This window comes from Microcoleus sp. N9_A2 (assembly GCF_036701775.1).
Classification (GTDB): domain Bacteria; phylum Cyanobacteriota; class Cyanobacteriia; order Cyanobacteriales; family Microcoleaceae; genus Microcoleus.
Window position 1 is genome coordinate 21420 of record NZ_JAUBRH010000043.1, and the last position, 21201, is coordinate 42620.

Genomic DNA, 21201 nt, shown 5'->3' on the forward strand with positions numbered 1-21201 from the left:
TTTTTACGAAAATTATTTGCAGTAACCCGCAGATTAGGTAAAAAACCCGGTTTCTTTGCTCTTAGTGCGTAAGTCCCGATCGAGAGAGATTTTTTGTTAACAACAACAGTGAGGATTTTATGAATGACGCACAAGGCGAACAAGGTTTTTCTATTTACAGGCTGCGTTGGATTGGCTACGGTTTATTAATTCTGTCTTTATTAGATACGATCGCAGTTTTGATACCAGCAAATTTCGGCAATCGCGTCTGGGAATTGCAGACAATTGGCGCTGTAGTGGAACGGGTGCCAGTTCCGCTGCTGGCAATGGCGCTGATATTTTTTGGCGAAGGGTACGATCGCAGACGTTTGGAAGACCCTTTTTTGAAGGTTTTGTCTTGGGTGTGCCTGCTGCTAGGTCTGGTTTTTCTGTTGATGCTGCCTTTGGGAATTTTTGGCACTATCGAGGTCAACAAGCAAAATAACCAGCAAATTACTACTCAAGCAAACCAACAATTAGCTCAGTTGCAGCAAGTAGAAGAACGGCTCAACAAGGGTACTCCTGAAGATTTAAAGAACTTGGCGGGGGAACTTACCCGTTTGGGGGTACAAGCGGATACGCAAAACCCGCAGGAATTGAAAAGCCAAATTCTTTCGAGAATTACTCCGGCTAAGGAACGGTTGCAGACGCAAAGCGCAGCGGTTCAGTCAAGTCAGCGCTTGGGGTTATTTAAAAATGCTTTTAAGTGGCTGCTGGGCGCGCTAATTTCTAGTGTTTTGTTTTTTACGATCTGGCGCGGTACTGATTGGGCTCGTTAGTAAGTATTGGTATCAACAACCAGGCTAAAATCCTTTGTATCTGTCGTTTACCGCCGAGTCTAGATCCCCCTCGCATCCCCCGAAAGCAAGGGGGACTTTGAGAATATTCTTGTCCCCCCCTTGGGAAGCTACCGTGTACACACAAGTCGAATTGGAAATCAAAGGTCGTCAAAGTCATGGAAATTTATGTTTTTAATCCTTGATTTTCCGTTAACTGTTATCAATAAATTAAAACTATTGATAACTGACTTGCTGTTCTAAAAACCTTACCTAAATGCGGCTTGTGTCTGAGTAGACAAGGTTTTGAGGAGTTGTGTGTACACCGTAGCCTTGGGAAGGGGGGTTAGGGGGGATCTGTCTTAACCCAAGCGTATTGTATTATTTTAAGCAACTGGGTTTCTGCGTCTATAACTGTTGAAATTACGATCGCCCCAGCGCCATTTAATCACAGTATTTGGGAGATCGCACTTATGGTCGATCGCACTTATGGTCAATCGACCTTCTCTTTAGACTCTTATCTGTTAAACTTCCAAAGTGATTAATTGAGCAATTTCTTCGGTCTGAAAACCTAAACCCATCGGTCTTTGCACTTCCGGGATTATTTGCACATCATAGAGTTCTGTAACTACTCCTTCAAATCGCACCCAGTGAACTATTGTTCCAGTGTTAATATCTATTACCATGATACCACAGCGCGGTTCGGCATCTTTTTTTATTAACAATTCATCTAATTCTAAGCCGCTAAATGTGTTGTCACCGCCTCTGGGTTTAGATAATCCAACTATTGCCCAGTTTTGCCAAAATGCTAAGCCTCGTAAATAGCCGGGACAAAATGCGATCGCATTAAATTTCCCTGTTTCTAAATCCACATAACCCAATTCTCCCCTACCAGAATTCAGCACCCACAATTTGTCTTGATACCAGCGGGGTGAGTGCGGCATTGACAATCCTGTGGCAATGATATCATTGGATTCTATATCTATAATTATGCCGCCGTTTTTTCGGCGATCGCGCCAGCCATCCACAACATCCGACTGACTTGATGCTGTCACATATTTAGCTTTCCCCTCCACCATTGCTAAACCGTTGAGGTGACAGCGATCTTCGTTGATATATTGTGAGATAAAGGGTGGTTTCCATAAAGGTTTACAACTGTGGCGATCGCTCAATGTGGCTATACAATTGAGTAATGTGCTGATAAAAATTACTTGTCCACTGCTATCTACAGCTACATCATGGATGTCGATATCGCCCGTGGTGTAAGCAATGCGAGGCACGTAAAGGCGATCGTAACCTTGATGCAGTTGTCCGGCGGCTAGCACGTTGTCTAATTGCCAGAGTTGATATTTAGAACTTAGGTAAATGCGTGACGGCGTGCAGTAAAGCCCCATTGCGCGATCGAATATGCGCCAAAAGGCTGATATTCTGTTAGTTTCTGGCGCAGCACCGATTAACATTAACCGGCTGGTTTGATAAGTGGTGCAAGCGAGGCTGATTTTTTGTTGGGTTAGCCAAGTTGGAAAATCGCGATCGCCAAAAATATCGTGTTCTTGGGCTGTGTTCAAAACTGATGGGTCATGGATTGAATCAGAAGTCATTTTAGATACAAAATGTAACGTGGAGCGGATGACATTAAAATTCCCAGCGTTTAAAATCGTAGCAACATTTAATGGAGGCGATTATGCCACAAACTATTAGTAGAGCGATCGCCTTCATCACCTCCGATATCCCAGACAGCCAAACCCTGATCGAAGGCATCCACCAAGGCATTGATGTCAGCATCCTCGACCCGAATCGCAACGCCGTAGCACAAATCGCCGAAACCCTCAAAGGTAAGTAATACTAAGCGATTCATATCATCTCACACGGTGCGATCGGTCATCTCCAGTTAGGGAATACAGCATTAAATCTTGAAACTCTCCCCCAATATACTCAGCAGATACAGCAGTGGCGAGCGGGCCTCACAGAAGACGCATCCATCCTGCTGTACGGGTGCAACGTCGCCGCCACAACCGATTTGACAACCGACAACCAAAAGCCAAACCACCCACCAACAACCCATCCGTTACATCCGGTACAGAATCCGTTGCCGAACTTCCTCACTCAACTCCACCAACTCACAGGCGCAAAAATCGCCGCCAACGCCCACCAGACAGGCAACTGGGCCAAAGGAGGCAACTGGGAAATCTCTCAACTCATCCCCCCATCCCCACACAACCCAAACTCCCCTTCACAGAAAACGCCCTCAAAACCTACAGTGGCATCCTGGGTTTCGCCCCCAAAGTTGACTTCACCACTGGGGGTGGCCCTAGATCAGTCAGCATCGGCGACTTCAACGGCGACGGGAAACCTGACTTAGCTGTGGCGAACTTGATTAGCAACAGTACCTCAATCCTCCTCAATACCACCACCAACGCCACCACCCCCACCTTCGCCACCAAAGTTGACTTCACCACTGGGAGTGGCCCCTATTCAGTCAGCATCGGCGACTTCAACGGCGACGGGAAACCTGACTTAGCTGTGGCGAACTTTCGCGGCAACACCACCTCCATCCTCCTCAATACCACCGCCACCAATGCCACCACCCCCACCTTCGCCACCAATGTTGACTTAAACACTGGGAATAACCCCTATTCAGTCAGCATCGGAGACTTCAACGGCGACGGGAAACCAGACTTAGCTGTGGCGAACCTCTTCGGCAACACCACCTCCATCCTCCTCAATACCACCGCCACCAACGCCACCACCCCCACCTTCGCCACCAATGTTGACTTAAACACTGGGAATAACCCCTATTCAGTCAGCATCGGCGACTTCAACGGCGACGGAAAACCTGACTTAGCTGTGGCGAACTTTAACAGCAAAACCACCTCCATCCTCCTTAACAACACCCCCAAAATCAGCATCGCCGCCGGCACTACCCCCACAGAAACCGGCCCCACCACTGGCACATTTAACATCACCCTCGACACTCCCGCCCCCGCAAGTGGTTTACTCATCAACTTCAATATCACTGGCAGTACCGCCGCCACCCCTGGCCACTACTCCCTAACTGCGGGTACGAATATCACGGCTGTGACTGCGAATACTTTCACCATTGCCGCTGGTGCAACTACCGCTGTCCTCAATGCCGTCCCCGTCAATGATACCCTCATCAACCCAGGGGAAACCGTCAGAGTCAATCTCACTGCCGATACTGGATTTAACTACACTCTAAATCCAGTTGCCGCGAATACGACTGGTACGCTGACAATCACCGACAACGACTTCCCCACATTCCCCGTCAACCTCTCAGTTTCTCCCAGCACAGGCACAGAAGCAGGAACTACAGCAATCACCGTTACAGCCACAGCATCAAGCGCAGTAGTCGGCGATCAAACCGTGAATGTTGTACTATCAGGAAGCGCAACTGCCGCTGACTTCACAGGCACAATTCCTGCTAGCATTACCATTGCCGCAGGTCAAACCACAGGTTCATTTACTGTCAATATTAACGATGATGCACTAATCGAAGGTACAGAAACAGGGAATTTTATAATCTTCAATCCTTCGGCTGGTATTGTTTTAGGAACTACCACAACAGGTTCAGTCACAATTACCGACAATGACTTCCCCAGAGTCAACCTCTCAGTTTCTCCAAGGACCGGCACAGAAGCAGGAACTACAGCAATCACCGTTACAGCCACAGCATCTCAAGCAGTAGTCGGCAATCAAACATTGAATGTTGCACTATCAGGAACAGCAACTGCTGCTGATTTTACTGGTACAATTCCCACCAGCATTACCATTGCCGCAGGTCAAACCACAGGTTCATTTACTGTCAATATTAACGATGATGCACTAATCGAAGGTACAGAAACAGGGAATTTCACAATCTCCAATCCTTCGGCTGGTATTGTTTTAGGAACTACAACCACAGATTCCGTTGACATCACCGACAACGACTTCCCAACAGTCAACCTCTCAGTTTCCCCCACCACCGGCACAGAAGCAGGAACTACAGCAATCACCGTTACAGCCACAGCATCTCAAGCAGTAGTCGGCCCTCAAACAGTGGATGTTGCACTATCAGGAACCGCAACTGCCGCTGACTTCATAAGCACAATTCCTGATATAATTACCATTCCCGCTGGTAAAACTACAGGTTCATTTACAGTCAATATCAAAGATGATACCTTAGTAGAAGGAACAGAAACAGGTACTTTTACAATCTCCAATCCTTGGACTGGTATTGTTTTAGGAACTACCACAACAGGTTCAGTCACAATTACCGACAACGACTTACCCACATTACCCAAAGTAAACCTCTCAGTTTCACCCAGCACAGCCACAGAAACCGGAAGTCCAACTATTACCAGAAAGAATTGGTTTAAAGCCTCTCCCTTATAGGGAGAAATTAAAAGAAGACTATTCATTACTCCAATCCTCTTCCTTCCAGGTAGAGGTCGCTATCTTGCGGTCAACTGTCAACTGTCAACTGTCAACTGTCAACTGTCAACTGAACGTTACAGCCACAGCATCCAGCGCAGTAGTCGGCGCTCAAACAGTCAATGTTGCACTATCAGGAACCGCAACTGCTGCCGACTTCACAGGGACAATTCCTGCTAGCATTACCATTCCGGCTGGTCAAACTACAGGTTCATTTACCGTCAATGTTAATGATGATGCACTGGTAGAACCTACTGAAACAGGTACTTTCACAATTTCTACTCCTTCTAGCGGTGTTACTTTAGGAAGTACTTTATCAGGTGACGTTGCAATTACCGATAACGATGTAACGCCTTTACCAGAAATTCAAGTATTAGATGGAACGACGGATATTGTTGATGGTACAACAAGTGCGATCGACTTTGGTAGCGTTACAGTCGGTACGACTCTCAACAAAACCTTTACCGTAAACAATCTCGGTACAGCAGCCTTAAATCTCAGCAACCTGACTTTACCCACAGGATTTAGCTTAGTTGGAAACTTACCCGCAAGTGTCGCAGCCGGGGCGAGTGCTAACTTGCAAGTTCAAGTAGATACAGCGACAGCAGGAAACCTATCAGGTACGTTGCAATTTGTCAATGATGACAGCGATGAAAATCCTTTTAATTTCCCGATTTCAGCATCATTTACAGCCGCGCCTGCACCAGAAATTCAAGTTTTAGACGGCACAACGGATATTGTTGATGGTACTGCAAGTGCGATCGACTTTGGTAGCGTTACAGTCGGTACGACTCTCAACAAAACCTTTACCGTAAACAATCTCGGTACAGCAGCCTTAAACCTCAGCAACCTGACTTTACCAACCGGATTTAGCTTAGTTGGAAACTTACCTGCAACTGTGGCGGGAGGCGCGAGTGCTAACCTGCAAGTTCAAGTAGATACGACAGCAGCAGGAAATAAAACAGGTACGTTGCAATTTGTCAATGATGACAGCGATGAAAATCCTTTTAATTTCCCGATTTCGGCATCAGTTACAGCAACTCCCACGCCAACGCCTGCACCCGTACCAACTCCAACGCCTGCACCCGTACCGACGCCAACGCCTGCACCCGTACCAACGCCTGCACCCGTACCAACGCCTGCACCCGTACCGACGCCAACGCCTGCACCCGTACCAACTCCCACGCCTGCACCGTACCAACTCCCACGCCTGCACCCGTACCAACTCCCACGCCTGCACCCGTACCAACTCCCACGCCTGCACCCGTACCAACTCCCACGCCTGATACCGACTGCATTTGCGACAAAATTGAATCTCCCAATTTCAACAAACCCAACCAGCAAATTGATAACATCATCAATGGTCGTCCCGGTTTGCTGTTTGGTACTTTCAAAAACGACGCATATTTTGGCAGCAACAACCTCAATATCTTCGATGCTTTAACTGGCAACGACAACATATTTGGCGGCAACTCAAATGATATCTTCAACGGCAATGAAGGTAATGACTTCATCGACGGCGGCAAAGGAAACGACATCATTTTGGGCGGCAACGGAAACGACATCATTTTGGGTGGTTTTGGCGAAGATGCAATCTTCGGGAATCAAGGTAACGATTCAATTAACGGCAAAGAAGGTGATGACTTAATCTTTGGCAATGAAGGTAACGATTTTATCGACGGCGGCAAAGGAAACGATATTTTATCCGGCGGCGAAGGAAACGATTTAATTCTCGGCAATCAAGGCAATGATACTCTCTTCGGAGAACAGGGAGATGATACTTTGTGCGGCGGTGAAGGTAAGGATTTAGTTTACGGCGGTCAAGGTAACGATTTAATTGACGGAGGCAAGGGCAACGATTCGATTTATGGAGACTTAGGTAATGATACGCTTCTCGGTTGCGAAGGTGATGATATTTTGTTTGGAGGTTCGGGCAATAATAGTTTAGTTGGCGGTTTGGGAAATGACACTTTTGTGTTAAATAACCGTCAGGTATTTGACGTAATCGCTGATTTTGTCAAGGGTAAAGATTCGCTCGGATTGTCGGGAGGTTTTAGTTTTAATCAGTTAGAAATAACTCAGGATAATAACAGCGCGCTGATTAAGTTAAAGGGAAGTGGAGAATTAGTTGCTTCTTTAACTGGAGTCAATGCCAGCCTAATTGGTGTTAGCGATTTCCGAGTTGTTTGAGCATTAGTAGGGTGCGTCAGTTGGTAGCTGGTCGATTTTTGATAAAATCTTCCACTCACTCCGCACCCTAGGATTTACCAAAGCACAGGGGATTTAAGCCCCCACCTTTAGGTGGATTGTTTTTAGGCAGGGGCTTAAATCCCCTGCCTAAAAACTTCGCTGTCAACCCTTCGACAAGCTCAGGGCAAGCTGTCAACTGTCAACTGTTAAGCTCTTGACTCAAGAAACCGGGTTTTTCACCTAAATTTAGGGTTTTAAGAAAGTATTTTGGCTAAAAAACCCGGTTTCTGGCCGCCCCGCCGCAGGTGCGCCCGCCAACATCCTACCAGCTAAAATCTACAATCTAAAACTTGTTCTGAGCGAAGTCGAAGAATCTCAAATCTCAAATTGACCGATCGTATTTTCTAGTTTTTCGGCAATGCCTTCTACCCAGTTTTCGTCTTGTTTGGTGTAGCTGCGGGGCGCGTTAGCACCTAAGATTAAGACGCCTTGGCTGCCGATCGGCTGACAGATGACTCCTTGGGTATTTTCTGGCAAATAGTCAAATTCGATTTTGCCTGGATAAATATCGAGCTTTACTAAATAAATTGGTTTGTTTTTGTCGATCGCCCGCTGCAATATTGGCCCTGGTTTAACTTCGGGATTGATGCCTAAAATGCCGCGCCGCAATAAAACTTTTCCTCGATACACAATGACGATCGCCCTTGTCGCGGTATTTGTCAACAGCAAACGCGACGCCCAGGCTAATTCTAGCTTGACAGCATCGGGTAAATCCGGCGCAAACTCGAAGCCTTCAGAGCCGATTAGCTTTACCGAATCGGGCGATCGCGCTTGCACCTGCTGCCACAGCAAGCCTGTTAAAATCAGCAGGGCGCTGATAATTACTCCCAAAGCGTCCGATCGAGCTTGAGAGTCTGTAATCTGCTCTGTTAGCAAGCGGTTTACCATCAGCAGCGTACCTGCTAACCCTCCTGCAACTAAGGGCAATTGCCGCAAAACTTTATTTGGATCGGATTTTGTCATTGGTCATTGGGCAAACAGGGCATTGGGCAAACAGGGCATTGGCCAAACAGGGCATATCTAGTCCGGTGGATTGACTGCAATCAGTAAGGTTCATTCGTAGTGCGGACTTCAGTCCGTTCCTTTTTGCGGACTGAAGTCCGCACTACGAACCGATTTTGTGATGGTAATCGATCGGACTTGAGATCGTTAATTATTGAGGCATCACGCACTCCCTGACCAAGAAACCAGGTTTTTTATCGAGATTGAGGGTTTTAACCAAGTATTTTGGTTGAAAAACCCGGTTTCTGGACACCCGTGCTTAAGTTTTATAAATTGTTAGTTGGTAATTTAACAACTGTCAACTGTCAACTGCCAACTGTCAACTGCCAACTGTCAACCGACTTCCCCAATTTCGACAATTCGCTGGAATAGATAGCCGGTGCCGCGGGCGGTGAGAATTAATTCAGGATTGCTGGGGTCGTCTTCCAACTTGGCCCTAAGCCGGGAAATGTGAACGTCCACTACGCGGGTGTCTACGTGGCGTTCTGGCGTGTATCCCCAAACTTCCTGCAAAATTTCCGATCGCGAAAAAGGCTCTCCAGAACGGCTGACAAGCAGTTCTAACAAGCTGAATTCCATGCCTGTGAGTCGAATTCGTTCGTCGCCTTTGTAAACTTGGCGCTTGTTGGTGTCAATCCTAATATTGGTGACTTGGATAACTCCAGAGCTGGGAATGCCTGAAGATCCGTTTTTGTCAACCCGACGCAGTACCGAACGAATGCGGGCTTCGAGTTCTTTAGGAGAGAAAGGTTTGACGACGTAATCGTCAGCGCCTAATTCTAAACCGGTGATGCGATCGGCTACGTCTCCCAAAGCGGTTAACATGATGATGGGTACGTCTGACTCTTTACGCAACTCCTGACAAACGCCGTAACCGTCGAGCTTCGGCATCATCACGTCCAAAACCACTAAGTCGGGTTCGGTGTTGCGAAATGTTTCGAGAGCTTCCTCGCCGTCAGCAGCGGTGACGACATCGTAGCCAATCATGGAAAGGCGAGTCTCCAGAATGCGCCGGATACTGGCTTCGTCATCGACTACCAGAATTTTTTCTTTATGGTTTTCCAATTTACCGAGCACTCCTTAAGTTACATTTCAGATAATGTTAATTTTTTGTACCCTATCATAGAAGCCACAGGTTGAATCATGTGTGGGGATCGGTCTGAAAGCTTGATAATTGCTTTAACTCAGACTTTTCTAAATGTTAGGGTGACTATTTATCATCATAAACAATGGCTAAGCCTCGAATACAATATATTTGTCGGGAATGTGGCTATGATTCACCACAATATTTTGGCAGGTGTCCTAGCTGTCAGAAGTGGGATTCTTTTGACGAGCAGTTAGAGCAACCTACTGCTGGTGTGCCGCGGGCTGGTTTAACTGGGGTGACAACTAAGACAGTGGGCGGTTCGCCCCCTGATAAGTCGAAGGGTCAACCGAGAGTGTCTTTTAGATTATCGCAGATTGCTGACCAAACTCAGTCTCGCTGGCCTTCTGGTTACGGGGAGCTCGATCGAGTTTTGGGAGGCGGGATTGTTCCGGGCTCGCTGGTGTTGATTGGCGGGGAACCGGGAATCGGGAAATCGACGCTGCTGTTACAGGTGGCGAATATGTTGGCGCGCAAGGATCGGATACTGTATGTCAGTGCGGAGGAGTCCGGCCAGCAGGTGAAGTTGCGATCGCAGCGTTTGGGTGTCGCTAATCCGGTTGATTTGTCAAGCAACGGCGGACATAAATCCGGCAGCAACGGGGCAGCTAAAGCAGATTCCGAGGACAAGTCGGCGGAGAATTTCTACTTGCTTCCTGAGACGGATTTAGAAGTAATTTTGCGGGAGTTGGAATCGCTCAAACCGAATGTGGCGGTGATTGACAGCATCCAAACTATTTATTTTGCTAGTTTAACATCGGCTCCGGGTTCGGTGGCTCAGGTGCGGGAATGTACCTCGGCTTTGATGCAGGTGGCGAAGAGGGAAAATATTACTTTATTTCTTGTTGGTCACGTTACTAAGGATGGAGGTTTGGCTGGGCCGAGGGTGTTGGAACATTTGGTAGATACTGTACTTTATTTTGAGGGCGATCGCTTTGCTTCTCACCGGCTTTTGCGATCGATGAAAAACCGTTTTGGCGCGACTCACGAAATCGGTGTTTTTGAAATGGTAGCAGAGGGTTTGCGAGAAGTAGACAATCCGTCGGAGTTATTTTTAGGTAATAAAGATGAATTTTCTCCCGGTACTTCTACGACGGTTGCTTGCGAAGGAACTCGACCGATTTTAGTAGAAATTCAAGCGTTAGTCAGTCCTGCGAGTTTTGGTTCGCCGCGCCGCTCTACTACGGGTGTTGATAATAGTAGATTGCAGCAAATTTTAGCTGTTTTGGAAAAAAGAGTGGGGATTCCTTTGTCTAAATTAGATACTATTGTAGCTTCGGTGGGCGGGTTGAAGGTGGAGGAACCGGCGTCGGATTTGGCAGTTGCGATCGCGGTTGTGGCCAGTTTTCGCGATCGGGTAATTGATGCGCGCACTGTTTTGCTGGGGGAAGTCGGTTTGGGAGGACAGGTGCGGCCGGTTTCTCAGTTGGAATTGCGGCTGAGGGAGGCGGCTAAGTTGGGGTTCAAAAGGGCGATCGTTCCGAAGAATCAACCGGTGCCAGATTTGGGGATGGAAATTATTCCGGTGGCGAGAGTAATCGATGCAATTATTGCCGCAATTCCGGCTACTCCGGCTCAGTTGCAGTCAGATGATATGGAGTTGCCGCCTGTGGATTTGGAGCAAGAGGATTTATCGAATTGAGTTATAGTGGTGATGTTGAAAAGTGACATTAAGGAGGCATAAATCATGTATCAAGTAGACATTGTTGAGGCAAAAGAAAAACTTCTTGAATTGATCGAAGCGGCGATGAGAGGTGAAGAAGTTGCCATTACTCAAGACAACCAGCCTGTTGTAAAATTGGTAGTAATTGCCAAACAAGCTAAACCCAATCGACAAGCAGGAAGTGCTAAAGGAATGGTTTGGATGTCCGATGATTTTGACGAACCGCTAGAAGAATTTAAGGAGTACATGGAATGAAGTTGTTGTTGGACACTCATGCCTTTATTTGGTATACGACAGACAGTTCGAGACTCACCACAACAGGGCGATCGCTAATTGACAACGGAGATAACGATATTCTCCTCAGTACAGCTAGCGTCTGGGAAATGGCGATTAAACATAGTATAGGCAGGCTAAATTTTAGTATGCCTTTTATGGAGTTTATTAAGCAGCAGATCGCACTTAATAGAATTGAGATACTGGAGATTAATCTCAACCACATTGAGGTTGTGGCTTCACTGCCTTTGCATCACCGCGATCCATTTGACAGGCTGATAATTGCCCAATCAATGGCAGAACAGATACCAGTTTTGAGCGTTGATGCTATTTTTGATGCTTATGCGATCGCGCGGCTGTGGTAAATTAAGCTATAAAAAGAAAGAGGCGAAGATGAAACAATTTAGAATAATCATTGAAAAACATCCCGACGGTTATGTAGCCTATCCCCTTGGCATCAAAGGTGCCGTAGTTGGTGAAGGTGACACCTATCAGGAAGCCTTAGCTGATGTCAAATCAGCTATTCGCTGCTATATCGAAGTATTTGGCAAAGAAACAATGGAAAACGAATCATTGGCTGCCGAGACTTTTTCCTGAAGACTGTAAGAGAGTTACGAGAGTTTTTATCTCAGCTTAAACCGGGAGTGTAGATGGGCGAGGGAATTATAAAACTCTATCACGGTACAGATATTGAGAGTGCATTGGATATTCTAAATAACGGGTTAAATGGCGATCGCTTGCTAGCTTTGCAAACTCAGCCTTTACAATTAGGTCAAGGTTGGTACGCTGGGTTAAATCCAGAAGTAGCCTGGTTCTTTGCTGCCCTATCACCTGGTTTAGAGGCGTTAGGCTGCACAGTTATTGAAATATCTTTGCCTGTGGTAGAATTAAACAATCTGTTGGATAGAGGAGAAGCTAAAATTGAGCCAATTGCCAATGTGATGTTTGCCACACAGCAAATCTGGTTTTCAATTAATGCCTTTAAATTTTTAAATGAAAAAGCTGACTTTCAACCTTACCAGGAAGCAGGATAATGAAAAAAAAATATACTTTTAACGATTTAACAATTCGTTCTACAAATCCCCCAACTACAAATAATAGCATTACGGCGCATACTCATACTGTGTTGTTCGGTCGTTCGCTTACAGTTGAAGAACAACAAGAATTTTTACAATTATTCAAAATTATTTGTGAAAATTTTGATTCATCAGAAGTTTTAGATGAGAAGCTTTTAGCTAATCTTCATGTGACATTCACTGCTCCCAACCAGGCACATTATACAGTAAATCAGCGCGTTTTTGTCGGCTCGTGGAAGGATGAACTATTTGCTAGATTAGCTGCATTTAGTCAGGAGGTGGCGATTATTGCTGAACATGATGGCAATCCGGTATTTAGCAAACTAGGAAAGTTCAAGCAACTGCAAGAGTGGGCGCACTCACAGATTTACAATACTGCCAAACCAGAAATTAGACCAGATATTGCAATTACAGTGTTGCAGTTAATTGATGAAGTTGAAAGGTTGCAAAACCAAGTTAAGCAAAACTCCGTCCTGAGTTAGAGAAAAAATACAAAAAATCTGGTATTCTATTTAATAATGTTTTAAAAAGAGTTAATTTTCCAATTTTTAGAGGCTAGTTTTCGCTGACACATGAAGAAATCAAAAAAACGAAAAAATCAGTGGTCAAATGAACTAAACGACATCATTCGAGGTGCATCGGGCGGCTTTTTGTTCGGGATTCCCCTGCTTTATACGATGGAGGTGTGGTGGATTGGTTCGTATACTAAATCAGCGGAAATGTCGATCGCCATTGCAACTACTTTTATCGTCGTTTTCTTGCTGACTCGCACTGAAGGTTTTCGCAAAACTAAGGACATCCGCTGGCTAGATGCTGCAATCGATACCGTAGAAGCGATCGCCATCGGCATTGTCTGCGCGGCTTTGATCCTGTTTTTGCTCAGGGAAATTACGCCGGAGACTCCACTGCAAGAAAGTCTGGGGAAAATCATCTTTGAAGGCCTGCCCTTTGCCTTGGGAGTTGCCCTGGCGAACGGTTTCTTGAGTGGCGATCGCTATCAAAGTTCAGACAGCGAAAACGAACCTGCCATTAATCCAACTGTAGCAGATATCGGCGCTACTTTAATCGGCGCGATGATAATTGCTTTCAATATCGCCCCAACTGACGAAATTCCCATGCTAGCGGCAGCGATTTCGCCGCCTTGGCAATTAGCAATTATCGCCGCTTCGCTGCTAATTTCATACGGTATTGTATTTGTAGCAGGCTTTACTTATCAAGCAAAACGGCAGCAACAGCAAGGAGTTTTTCAGCGTCCCCTCAGCGAAACTGTCATGGCGTATTTAGTGTCGCTGGCGGCTTCTGCATTTATGATGTTTTTCTTCCAAAAACTCAGTTTTGACGACCCGTGGTCGATTTGGTTGAGCTATACGTTAGTATTGGGATTGCCGGCGACAATTGGCGGCGCCGCAGGGAGGTTGGCGGTATGAGTGAAAGTAATAACGAACAGCAACAAAAAAGAGCTCCTGCGGAATGGGTGACATTTGCCATCGCCTGCTTGATCCTCTTTACCGTCACCGGGCTCGTACTCTACAACTGGGTGACTAAAAAGCAAGAACCTCCGGTTATTTCTGTCACTCGCAATGCACAAATTCGCGAAACTCAAGGGCAATTTTACGTACCGTTTACAGTAACTAACACGGGCGGCGAAACGGCAGAATCAGTGCAAATTATTGCCGAACTGCGCGTCAATGGTGAAATTGTAGAATCCGGCGATCAACAAATTGATTTTTTGTCAAGTGGCGAAACTCAAGAAGGAGCTTTTATTTTCAGCCGCGATCCGCGTCAAGGTGAGTTGATTGTGCGATCGAGCAGCTATAAACTACCTTAGTAGTGCTAAAGAAGTAATCATACATAGTAGTGATGTACAAAATAGCACATGGCACTGATGTGATTTTCTAGCGGTTAGGAAAAAGACCATATTTTTCCGGTAGTGCCCTAGAACTAATGATGCTATATTAGCAGTAGTTTTTGCTAATTTATCCCTGACAATCCCTCTTTGTCCTAACTGTTCTTCTTGCCTGACTGTCAAAAACGGCCGCATTCACAACGGTAAACAATGGTTGAAGTTGCTTAAGTGCGATCGGCAATTCATTGAACATCGGCATTCATAAGGTGATTGACTAGCAGACACGAGAACTAATTGATCGATTCTTGTTAGAACGTATTTCACTTGCCGGGATTGCTCGTGCGATCCAGATTTCTCAGCAATGGTTCCAACCCTACGTTAATGAGAAATATGCTGGGGTACCCCGAAGCGTGGATTGAAGCCGTAGGAGAAGCGAGTTATTTACCTGTCTCCTTTTTCTCTCGATTTAAATCCGATTAAAAGCAGAAGAGTCTAAGCTCAAAGAAGATATACGTTCGGTTGGTGCACGTAAGTAGTGACACTGAGAGTCAGCACTTGTGCACGGATTCGACTCGCTCGCTCTCAAAGCTATCAAAATTTGGTTAACTCATTGTAGTTACTGTACCTCATAGGGTTTAAAACCGCTGTAAACGAAGGTGGGCGGGGTGGGTTTTAAAAGGGGCAAATCTCGGCTAGCAATGATTACGAGCTAAACCCGCCGCTACAGACCATTTATATTTTTTTGCGCCTATCTACTTAGCTGCGGGATGTGGTATCATCAAAAATATAAAACTTAAATAAAAAGGAGCATATGTTTTACAAAAGTTCATTCTTTTAAGATAGTTAACGAAAAATACTTTTTTACTGTTTCAAGATTAATTAAAGAAACAAAAAAATATTTACCCTAACTGCCCCAATTATTGAATTTCGCACAGAATCAAATAAATACTGTTAATGTTAAGAGAGGTTTAATATTTATGAATATCAATGCCACTTACAAAATAATAGAAAAGATTAATGAGGGTTTAAATACAGTAGTTTATCGCGCAGAGAGGAGGGAAGATCAGACTGCTGTGATTATCAAAGCCCTTGTCGCAGACTATCCTACTCTCGAAGAGATTATGCAATTGAGACATGAATATGAAATCTCCCGACATCTCAATTTAGAAGGTATTGTCAAGCCCTATGGATTGGAAAATGATCGTCATGGTATAGCACTGATATTAGAAGATTCAAGAGGAGAAGCCCTCAAAAAATTTTTAAAGAGTCGCCAACTTAAACTAAAAGAATTTTTAAAAATTGCTATTCAGTTAGCGGATACTCTGGCTAAGTTGCATGAAAACAAAATTATTCATAAAGATATTAAGCCGACAAATATCATCATCACTCCTGCTACGCTAGAAGTGAAAATTACTGACTTTAGCATTGCCACGCGCTTGTCTAGAGAAACCCAAACACTCAGCCATCCCACTTTACTAGAAGGCACAATCGCCTATATATCGCCAGAGCAAACAGGGCGGATGAATCGCTCAATTGACTATCGCACCGACTTCTACTCTTTAGGTATCACATTCTATGAAATGCTGTGCGGTGAAGTGCCATTTAACGCTACAGACCCCATGGAATTAGTTCACTGCCACATCGCGAAACAGCCGATCCCGCTGTGGGAAATTCTCTCGGCAAAAGAGCAAAAGAGCAGACTAGAAATTACGAGCGATAATCCCACATCTAAAATTCAAAATGGTGAGATTGTCAAAGCAATCTGTGACATAGTTATGAAATTATTAGCCAAAACTGCTGAAGATAGATATCAAAGTGGTTATGGTCTCAAAGCGGATCTAGAACAATGTCTAAATCAATTAGAAGAAACTGGTCAAAATTGTAACTTCATTCCGGGTGAGCGTGATAAGTCCGGTCAATTTCTGATCCCACAAAAACTGTACGGACGAGAAGCACAAGTAGCCACGCTGATGGATGCTTTTGACAGAGCTAGCGCTGGAACATCCGAGATTATGCTAGTTTCCGGTTACTCAGGAATAGGTAAATCTTGCTTAGTTTATGAAATCCACAAACCCATTGTCGGAGCAAGGGGTTATTTTATCGCCGGCAAGTTTGACCAATTTAAACGTAATATTCCCTATGGAGCTTTAATTCAAGCTTTTGAAGAACTAATTCGGCAACTTTTAACAGAAAATCCTGAAAAAATTAACTTTTGGAAACAAAAAGTTTTAAATGATTTAGGTCAAAATACTAAAGTTATAATTGACGTTATTCCCGAATTGGAATTGGTCGTTGGTGAGCAACCTGAAGTTCCTAAATTAGGAGCAAGCGAATCACAAAACCGTTTCAATCTTGCCTTTAAACAATTCATTCATACTTTTACCCAAAAAGCACATCCGCTAGTTTTATTTTTAGATGATTTGCAGTGGGCAGATTCTGCTTCTTTGAAATTGGTTAATGTGCTGCTAACTGACCGAGATAGCCAATATTTATTAGTGATTGGAGCCTATCGAGATAACGAAGTCAGCCCAACTCATCCTTTAATGCAGACTTTAGGTAGTATTTCTTCAAGCGGAGCCATAATAAATAAGATCATCCTCCAACCGTTGACACTTAGTACAGTAAATCAATTAGTTGCTGACACCTTGGGTGACAACTGCTCATCAGCAGTCCCCCCTGTTACTTGTTTTTCCGAGCAAGACGGAGAAATTGAGCAAGAAAGTTTGCTTGCTAAAAACAATAACAATGAAATAGAAAAGTGCAAGTTATTGGCTGAGTTAGTTTACAATAAAACTCAAGGCAATCCCTTTTTTCTCACTCAACTGCTCACCTCCCTTTACGCAGAAAAACTGTTGACATTTGACTTCAGGATTGGCAAATGGCAGTGGGATATGGGGCAAATTCACAGTGTTGCGATAGCAGATTATAATGTCGTCGAACTCATAGCCAAAAATATTCAAAAGCTGCCTCCCGACACGCAGAAAATTTTAAAGTTAGCAGCTTGTATTGGCAACCGATTTAATTTAGACGTTTTGGCAATAGTAAGTGAAAAAACATTATCAGAAACGGCATCTGCTTTATGGGATGGGCTTCAGGCGAGTTTAATTTTACCCATCGGGGAAAGTGCCTACAAAATACCGTTACTGTGCAAGGGTAATCAGTCGTTGGTAATAGGCAATACTTCAGCAGCCCCCTCAGAAATTAATACTTACAAAGTATCCTATAAATTTTTGCATGACCGCGTACAGCAAGCGGCTTATTCTCTAATTCCTTCTGAGCAGCAAAAAGCTACCCACCTAAAAATTGGTCAACTACTCTTACAGAATACACATCAAGACGAACTAGAGGAAAATGTTTTTGATATTGTTAACCAGCTAAATGTGGGAGTAGAATTTATTACCGAGCAAGAAGAAAAATACAAGCTGGCTCAATTAAATTTAATAGCGGGTAAAAAAGCCAAAGCAGCATCAGCTTATGAAGCTGCGGTCATGCAATTAAGAGTAGGGTTAAAACTCTTACCAGAAAACAGTTGGCAGAGTAACTACGATCTGACCCTCGCACTCTATGTAGAAGCCGTAGAAGCGGAATATCTTAATACCAATTACGAAAGGTCAGCAATTCTTGCTGAAGTTGTTCTGCAACAAGCAACCACTCTGCTCGAAAAAGTGAAAGTATATGAGCTACAAATACAGTTTTATATGGCTCAAAATCAGATGCTCAAAGCCATTGATACAGGGCTGCAAGTGCTGGATATGCTGGGTGTTTCTTTGTCAAACGAAGCAGATGGCAGCGGTTTTGTGGTTGAGTTGCCTTCTCTCGCAGATTTAGACAATATCCCAGAGATGACAGACCCTTATAAAATAGCGGCTTTAAGGATACTGATGTCTCTTGTTTCTCCTGCTTACGCTGCCAAACCAGAGATTTTGCCACTGCTTGCAGTAACCCTGGTTAAAATCTGTGTTAAACATGGTCATTCAGCCTTAGCTGCTTTTGCCTATGTTTTTTATAGCATAATACTGTGTTCAGTAATCGGGGATATAGATGCTGGATATCATGCAGGCAACTTGGCTTTAAAGTTGTTGGATAAATTTAATGCCAACTCGCTTAGATGTAAAGTACACCAATTATTTAACGGTTTTGTAAGACATTGGAAAGAGCCTGCTAAAGAATCATTACTTCCCTTACTATCAGGGCTTCAAAGTGGACTGGAAACTGGAGATATAGAATATGCTGGTTATTGTGTTACTGTTTATTGCGCTAGCATATTTTTGACAGGGGAACGATTGGATATTGTAGATCAACAGCAAGGGCAATATCTTGAGTTGGCAATCAAACTAAAACAAGACTATTCTATCTACTACATCAAGATATTCCACCAAATGACATTAAATCTTCAAAATCAAGCTGAAGCTCAATGTCAGTTGGTTGGCGAGAGTTTTAATGAAACACCAATGTTGCAGATTTTTATTGAAACTAACAATAGAATTTTGCTGTTTATCACCTATCTTGCCAAAACGATTCTTTTTTATCTGTTTAAAGAACATAAAAATGCCGTTACCAACGCCAGTTTAGCAGCAGAACACGCAGTCAGTGTAATGGGGATGGTAGTTTCTGCTCCTCACAACTTTTATTATTCGCTGGCTCTGCTTGCTCAGTATTGCAAAGCTTCAAGCTTGGAGCAACAAGAATACCTGGTTATTGTTGATGAAAATCAGCAAAAACTGCAGCGCTGGGCTGAATCGGCTCCCTCAAACTTTAAACATAAGTACGAGCTTGTGGAGGCAGAAAAAGCCAGAATTCAAGGGCGAATTGTAGAAGCAATGGACTATTATGACCGAGCTATAACGGGAGCCAAAGAACAAGGGTACATTCAGGAAGAAGCACTAGCTTCAGAACTGGCAGCAGAGTTTTATTTCTCCCTCGGCAGAGACAAGTTTGCTCAAATCTATCTGACACAGGCTTACTACGGATATATTCGTTGGGGAACCCATGCCAAGGTTAAAGATTTGGAGTCTAGATATCCTTTGGTATTTTCCGAGATGCTGAAGCGAGAATCCATAGGCCTAGAGATTAATAGGACAACAACATCGACCACAGGAGGAAGTTCAGCGGTTTTGGATTTGTCCACTGTTAACAAAGCATCTCTTGCCTTGGCTGAAGAAATAGTTCTTGATAAGTTGCTAGATAAGTTACTTAAAATAGTGATGGAAAATGCTGGAGCTACAACTGCCTGTCTGATCTTAGAAAAAGATGGAAAGTTAGTGATAGAAGCTACAGGTGCTGTGGATAGGGATGTGGTTGTCTTGTGTTCAGAATCACCTGTTGAAAATAGTGAGAATCTCCCTATTTCCATAATTAATTATGTAGGCATAGCTAAAGAAAATGTGGTGTTAAATGATGCAGGAGAGTCACAAAGATTCATGAACGATCCTTACGTCATAAAAACAAAACCTAAGTCAATATTATCGATACCTCTTATTAATCAAGGTAAGCTAATTGGCATTCTTTATTTGGAAAATAATATCACTACTGGTGCCTTTACAATGGAGAGGCTGGAATTATTAAAAATACTTTCTTCACAGATAGCTATATCCCTTAAAAATGCGATGCTCTATGGGAGATTGGAAACCGCAACTCAACACTTGAAAATAGCTAATGAACAATTAGAGAATTACAATCAAACGCTAGAACAAAAAGTAGAAGATAGGACTCAGCAGCTAAAACAAAAAAATAGCCTCCTGAGAGAACAAGCAATTCAACTTGAACTTACCCTAAAAGAATTGCAAGCGACACAGACTCAGCTAATTCAAACTGAAAAAATGTCAAGCCTGGGGCAAATGGTTGCTGGTATCGCTCATGAAATCAACAACCCAATTAACTTTATCTACGGCAATCTTACCCCCGCTAGCGATTATTTTCATGACTTGCTGGGGTTGCTGAATCTCTATCAGGAGCAATTGCCTAATGCAACTCCTGAAATTCAGGATTTAGCAGAAAATATCGATCTGGAATTCTTAACTTCCGATTTTCCTAGACTGCTTGATTCGATGCAGGTAGGGGCAGAACGCATCCGCCAGATTGTCTTGTCGCTGCGGAATTTTTCGCGCTTGGATGAGGCAGTAATGAAACCAGTAGATATCCATGAAGGGATCGAGAGCACTCTGCTACTGTTGCAAAATCAGCTAAAAGCTAAGCCCGACCATCCTGGGATTGAAATTATTAAAGAGTATGGTGAGCTTCCTAAAATAGAATGTTACGCTGGCTTCCTGAACCAAGCATTTATGAATATACTGAGCAATGCAATTGATGCTATAGAGGAATCATTACTGACTTCTCCTATAGCATCAATCGCCAAGAAAAAATCACAAGTTCGTATTCGCACCAGTGTCATAAATAGTAACCAAGTAGAGATTCGGATTGCCGACAATGGAGCGGGGATGACTGAGGAAGTAAGTCAGAAGGTTTTTGACCCTTTCTTTACTACGAAACCTGTCGGCTCAGGCACTGGTTTGGGGTTGGCTATTAGCTACCAAATTGTAGTAGAAAAACATCATGGTAGGCTGACTTGTATTTCCGCGCCTGGACAGGGAGCAGAGTTTGTGATTGAGATTCCTCTCAACCAGGGAACTCAGCAAAAGTAATCGCTTGTACCATTCATAGTTTTTGCCTGAAAGCTTCGCGCTTACAACAAAATTCGCAGGCTTCACAATATAGATAAAATA

General features: G+C 44.1%; 16 protein-coding genes and 1 pseudogene. 14 read left to right on the forward strand and 3 right to left on the reverse strand.

Features of this window, described 5'->3' with window-relative positions; genetic code table 11:
* Positions 1-119: 119 nt before the first annotated feature.
* Positions 120-797 (forward strand): HpsJ-like protein, cyanoexosortase A-associated, encoded by a 678-nt coding sequence (gene hpsJ-A / locus QUA44_RS21405; protein WP_333254212.1) that lies wholly within the window; start codon positions 120-122, stop codon positions 795-797.
* A gap of 521 nt (positions 798-1318) precedes the next feature.
* On the opposite strand, the gene QUA44_RS21410 is transcribed toward hpsJ-A, so the two are convergent.
* Positions 1319-2395: a TIGR03032 family protein gene (locus QUA44_RS21410; protein ID WP_333254210.1), complete on the reverse strand. Its 1077-nt coding sequence runs from the start codon at positions 2393-2395 to the stop codon at positions 1319-1321.
* Between the two features lie 83 nt (positions 2396-2478).
* On the opposite strand from QUA44_RS21410, the pseudogene QUA44_RS21415 reads away from it, so the two are divergent.
* The 4 genes and pseudogenes from QUA44_RS21415 to QUA44_RS21430 all read left to right on the forward strand — a co-directional run bounded on the left by QUA44_RS21415 (position 2479) and on the right by QUA44_RS21430 (position 7415).
* Positions 2479-3156: pseudogene (locus QUA44_RS21415) on the forward strand (DUF4347 domain-containing protein).
* Entirely contained in the window at positions 3063-5186 is a 2124-nt protein-coding gene (locus QUA44_RS21420; protein ID WP_333276696.1) for a VCBS repeat-containing protein, read from the forward strand. The pseudogene QUA44_RS21415 and the gene QUA44_RS21420 overlap by 94 nt, the downstream one beginning before the upstream one ends.
* A gap of 64 nt (positions 5187-5250) precedes the next feature.
* A complete protein-coding gene (locus tag QUA44_RS21425; RefSeq protein ID WP_333276693.1) occupies positions 5251-6669 on the forward strand; it encodes a choice-of-anchor D domain-containing protein in 1419 nt (472 codons plus the stop codon).
* A complete protein-coding gene (locus QUA44_RS21430; protein WP_333254206.1) occupies positions 6600-7415 on the forward strand; it encodes a calcium-binding protein in 816 nt (271 codons plus the stop codon). The genes QUA44_RS21425 and QUA44_RS21430 overlap by 70 nt, the downstream gene beginning before the upstream one ends.
* A gap of 375 nt (positions 7416-7790) precedes the next feature.
* Here QUA44_RS21430 and QUA44_RS21435 read toward each other — a convergent pair whose 3' ends face one another.
* Both QUA44_RS21435 and rpaB read right to left on the reverse strand, forming a co-directional pair.
* Positions 7791-8438: a cofactor assembly of complex C subunit B gene (locus tag QUA44_RS21435; RefSeq protein ID WP_333254204.1), complete on the reverse strand. Its 648-nt coding sequence runs from the start codon at positions 8436-8438 to the stop codon at positions 7791-7793.
* Between the two features lie 372 nt (positions 8439-8810).
* Positions 8811-9542: a response regulator transcription factor RpaB gene (gene rpaB / locus QUA44_RS21440; protein ID WP_333254202.1), complete on the reverse strand. Its 732-nt coding sequence runs from the start codon at positions 9540-9542 to the stop codon at positions 8811-8813.
* Positions 9543-9706: 164 nt separating this feature from the next.
* On the opposite strand from rpaB, the gene radA reads away from it, so the two are divergent.
* The 9 genes from radA to QUA44_RS21485 all read left to right on the forward strand — a co-directional run bounded on the left by radA (position 9707) and on the right by QUA44_RS21485 (position 21120).
* Positions 9707-11263, forward strand: a complete 1557-nt coding sequence (gene radA, locus QUA44_RS21445; protein WP_333254200.1) for a DNA repair protein RadA — start codon at positions 9707-9709, stop codon at positions 11261-11263.
* Positions 11264-11308: 45 nt separating this feature from the next.
* Positions 11309-11539, forward strand: a complete 231-nt coding sequence (locus tag QUA44_RS21450) for a type II toxin-antitoxin system prevent-host-death family antitoxin (protein ID WP_333028992.1) — start codon at positions 11309-11311, stop codon at positions 11537-11539.
* Complete coding sequence (locus QUA44_RS21455) at positions 11536-11922, forward strand: type II toxin-antitoxin system VapC family toxin (protein ID WP_333254197.1); 387 nt, start codon at positions 11536-11538, stop codon at positions 11920-11922. The genes QUA44_RS21450 and QUA44_RS21455 overlap by 4 nt, the downstream gene beginning before the upstream one ends.
* A 28-nt stretch (positions 11923-11950) precedes the next feature.
* Positions 11951-12154 (forward strand): hypothetical protein, encoded by a 204-nt coding sequence (locus QUA44_RS21460; protein ID WP_333254195.1) that lies wholly within the window; start codon positions 11951-11953, stop codon positions 12152-12154.
* Between the two features lie 53 nt (positions 12155-12207).
* Positions 12208-12591 (forward strand): hypothetical protein, encoded by a 384-nt coding sequence (locus QUA44_RS21465; protein ID WP_333254193.1) that lies wholly within the window; start codon positions 12208-12210, stop codon positions 12589-12591.
* Positions 12591-13115, forward strand: a complete 525-nt coding sequence (locus QUA44_RS21470) for a hypothetical protein (protein WP_333254192.1) — start codon at positions 12591-12593, stop codon at positions 13113-13115. Before QUA44_RS21465 ends, QUA44_RS21470 begins: the two co-directional genes overlap by 1 nt.
* Positions 13116-13205: 90 nt before the next feature.
* Positions 13206-14060 carry a TIGR02587 family membrane protein gene (locus QUA44_RS21475; protein ID WP_333254190.1) on the forward strand — a complete coding sequence of 285 codons (855 nt, stop codon included), beginning with the start codon at positions 13206-13208 and terminating at the stop codon, positions 14058-14060.
* The gene (locus tag QUA44_RS21480; protein WP_333254188.1) at positions 14057-14461 is read left to right on the forward strand and encodes a TIGR02588 family protein; all 405 of its coding nucleotides are present in this window, start codon (positions 14057-14059) and stop codon (positions 14459-14461) included. The genes QUA44_RS21475 and QUA44_RS21480 overlap by 4 nt, the downstream gene beginning before the upstream one ends.
* A gap of 995 nt (positions 14462-15456) precedes the next feature.
* On the forward strand, positions 15457-21120 hold the full coding sequence (locus tag QUA44_RS21485; protein WP_333254186.1) for an AAA family ATPase: 5664 nt from the start codon (positions 15457-15459) through the stop codon (positions 21118-21120).
* Positions 21121-21201: the final 81 nt, after the last annotated feature.